Origin of the sequence: Actinosynnema sp. NPDC023658, from assembly GCF_040639995.1 — a bacterium.
Classification (GTDB): domain Bacteria; phylum Actinomycetota; class Actinomycetes; order Mycobacteriales; family Pseudonocardiaceae; genus Actinosynnema.
The window spans coordinates 4525-8179 of the sequence record NZ_JBFAAX010000253.1 but is presented as its reverse complement, the minus strand read 5'-3'; the positions used below and the strand labels follow the sequence as shown (position 1 = coordinate 8179).

At 74.8% G+C, this 3655-nt stretch carries 1 protein-coding gene; it reads right to left on the bottom strand.

All coding sequences use genetic code 11. The features are described from left to right. Positions 1–12 precede the first annotated feature (12 nt). Positions 13–3600 carry a S8 family serine peptidase gene (locus AB0G02_RS22700; RefSeq protein WP_360797466.1) on the bottom strand — a complete coding sequence of 1196 codons (3588 nt, stop codon included), beginning with the start codon at positions 3598–3600 and terminating at the stop codon, positions 13–15. Positions 3601–3655: the final 55 nt, after the last annotated feature.

Below are 3655 nucleotides of genomic sequence, written 5' to 3'. Positions count from 1 at the left end.
GCCCGACACCGGTCAGCCGACCTGGTAGGCGCGGACCACCGCCTGCTCGACGGTGTTGCCCTCGGAGTCCGCCGCCTTCGCGCGCAGCGACGCGAACCCGCCCGCCGGGTTGGTGACGGTCGCCGTCCAGCGCGTGCCGTCGCGCTCGACCGGGACCGCCGTCCAGGTGCCGCCGTCGTCGAAGGAGACCTCCAGCTCCAACGACGTCACCTCGGGCACGCCGTCCTGGCGGTCGACCGCGACGGGGAACGAGAACCGCCCGGCCGGTGCGACGTTGTGCAGGTCGACGGCCGGCGCGAAGCCCACCGACAGCAGCGGCAGCGCGCCACCCGACCCCTGGCGGAACCCGGAGCCGAACGTCCAGCTCCCGCTGACCTTGGTGGACAGCGGCCACCACGGCAGGCCGCTGCGGTCGACGTCGGCGGTCAGCCGGTACTCGCCCTGCTGCCGGGGCACCACGAACACACCGCGCCCCGGCTGGTCCTGCGTGCCGACGACCCTGCCGTCCAGGAACAGCGTGGTGGAACCCTTGTCGTAGCCGAACGACGGCTGGGCCGCCCTGGCGTGCCCGGCGGCGTCGGTGAAGAACGGCACCGTGACGTCCAGCAGGTCACCGGTGCGCCACGCCCACGGGTGGTCCTCCCCCAGCTCGTTGCCGGTCGTGCCGGTGAACCGGGGTGCGGCCACCGCCGCGTTCCACTGCATCCGGTAGGACTTGCCACGCTCCAGCGTCGCCCGCTCGTGCGCGGTGCCGGACGCTCCCCACCAGCCGCCCACGCCGATGCGCCAGGTGCCCGGCGTGAAGTACTCGACGCGTTCGGCGTGCGGCACCGCCTCCAGGCCCCACTGGGTGCCGATCTCGCCGCCCAGCGCCTCGAACCACGCGCTGGTGATCGGCGGCTCCTGCTCGGTGCCGCCGTGGTAGGCCATGCGCACCGCGGCGAGGTCGGCCGTCTTCACCGTCGTGCTCAGCTGCCGGGGCAGCTGCCCCGGCGACGGGTAGGACAGCTCGTAGCGGTACGCGCTGCGCGACCGGGCGGTGATGCTCGCCGTCACGCCGCCCGCCTTCACCAGGTCGGCGAACCGCTTGCCCGGCACGTCGAACAGCCGCACGGTCGGCAGGACGGCGGGGAACCCGTCGTCCTGCGGGCTCACCGAGGCCGCCGTCTCCTCCAGCACGGTCGTGGCCACCGCCTTGCCGCCCGCGTCCTTCACCGCGCTGATCCGCGCGTAGACCTCGTCGTAGGTCATCGAGCCGGGCAGTTCCAGCACCACCAGCTTGTCCTTGGCGTCGACGCGCGCCAGGTCCTCCGGCGTGCCCCGACCGCCGTGGACGGCGGCCAACCGTTGGGTGCCGGTCGGCTCGGGCGACCCGCGCAGCCACCCCGCGGACACCTCGAACCGCTGCGGTCCCTCCGCGAACACCTCCAGCCCCGGGTCCTCCAGGTGGACGGTGTCGGCGTAGGCGAACCAGGGCACGAACCTGCGCTCCTCCGACTGCGCGTACAGCTCGCTGAACCGCGGGTCGTCCATGTAGGAGAAGGTCGTCGGGTACTGCTCGCGGTCGGTGACCGTGGTGCGGTGCTGCGAGTGGATGATGCCGCCGCGCGCCGCCGGCTGGTCCGTGGTGTGCGAGACCCGCTTTCCCTTGCGGGTGTCGATGTCCAGCTCCGTGTTCCGCGACACCCGCACGTCCGGGTCGACGAAGGTGCTCCGCGCGGCCGGCGCGTCGGGCCTGGGCGTCTCCACGAAACCCACCACGGTGTACTTGCCCGCCGGCAACCGGAGCGGCTCGCCGGTGGCGGTGAGCCAGGCGTCGCCGGTGTCGACGTCGGTCACCATCGTGACGCCGTTGTCCTGCGGCCCCTGCACCACGCCGTCCCGGTTCTTCACGGTGACGGCGAGGTCGTACCGCTCCGGCTCGTCGTGGACGCTGACCGGCGTGCGCACCCGGATCGCGCCGTCGGCCGTCGCCGCGGTGAGCACGCCGCCGTACACGCCGGGCTTGCCCGAGCGCGGCGTCAGGGTCAGCGCGACGTCCGCCTTGCCGCCGGCCGGGACCGTCACCGAGGACGCGGACAGCGCGGCCAGCGCCGCCGGAGGAGCCGCCCCCCGGCCGTCCGCGAGCTCCAGGTCCAGCGCCAGGGTGACCGGCGCGTCGGTGGGGTTGGAGTAGGTGATCGTGCGCCGGTCCGGCCGGGTTGCGGGCCACCTGAGGAACGAGCTGACCGTGCCGGGCGAGGCCTCGACCGGCTGGGTGGTCGCCCTGGCCACGTCGACCAGGCCGCCGCCGACCGCGTACACGCCCGCGTCCGCGACCGGTCGCGCCGAGCCCACCAGCCCGGCCTTGAGCCGGTCACCGGTCCAGTCCGGGTGCTGCTGCGCCAGGACGGCCGCCGCGCCCGCGGTGTGCGGCGTGGCCATCGACGTGCCGGACAGGCGGGTGTAGTGCTCGTCCACCGGCTCACCGATCCGGCCGTCCGCGGCCCTGGCGGCGACGATGTCCGTGCCCGGTGCGGCGATCTCGGGCTTGACCGCGGCGTCGACCAGGCGCGGGCCGCGGCTGGAGAAGTCCGACAGCGCTCCGGCCTTGGTGACGCTGCCGACCGCGAGCGCCGCGTCGGCCGCCGCCGGGGCGGACACCGACTCGTCGGAGCCGTAGTTGCCCGCGGCCACGACGAACAACGTGCCGTAGCGCTCGCTGAGGGTGTTGACGGCCTGCGAGGCCGGGTCCGTGCCGTCGGTGGGGCCCGATCCCAGGCTTAGGTTCACCACGTCGGCCCCAACCTCGGCGGCGGCCCAGCGCATCCCGGCGATGATGTCGTCGACCTGGCCGGAGCCGGAGTCGTCGAGCACCTTGCCGATGGCCAGCCTGGCGTCCGGCGCGACGCCCCGGTACTTCCCGCCCGAGGCCGCGCCGCTGCCCGCGATGGTGGAGGCGACGTGCGTGCCGTGCCCGTGGCCGTCGCGCACGCTGCCCGTGCCGCTGAAGTCCTGGCTCACCGCGACCCGGTCCGCCAGGTCGGGGTGCGCGGCGTCGACGCCGGTGTCCAGCACCGCCACCGTGACGCCCTTGCCGGTCAGGCCGTGCTCCCAGGCCGCCGGTGCGCCGATCTGCGGGACGCTGACGTCCAGCGACGCCTCCACCCGCGCGTTCAGCCAGATCCGGCGCGGACCGCCGGCAAGCTGCGCCGCGTTCGGGCTGCCGCCCGTGATCGTCGACCAGAACCGGCGCGCGTCGGCCTTGCGCTCACCGACCGCCGCCAGGTGCAGGTCGGGCAACGGCCGCTCGACCTGCGCGCCCTCGGGCGCCGTCAGCGCGGCCACGTCCGGGTACTCGACCAGCAGCGGCACCGTGTCGCTGCGCGCGTCGTCGTAGCGCTGCCGGACCAGGCCGGAGACGTTGAACAACTCGGCGTCGAGCGTTCCGGCCCGCAGCAGCGCGACGGCCTCCGCCGGCACGACGTACAGGTCGGTCTCCGCGCCGTTCCGCTTGCCGTACTGGGCGAACGCCGCGCGGCGGCCGTCCGGTCCCGGCCCGGTGAGCACCGACCACCGGCCCTGCTCGCCGCGCGAGACGAACAAGCGGTGCCCGGTCACCAGGGTCACCCACCGCCCGTCGGACGCGGTCGGTGCGCTTCTCGCCGGCGTGGCC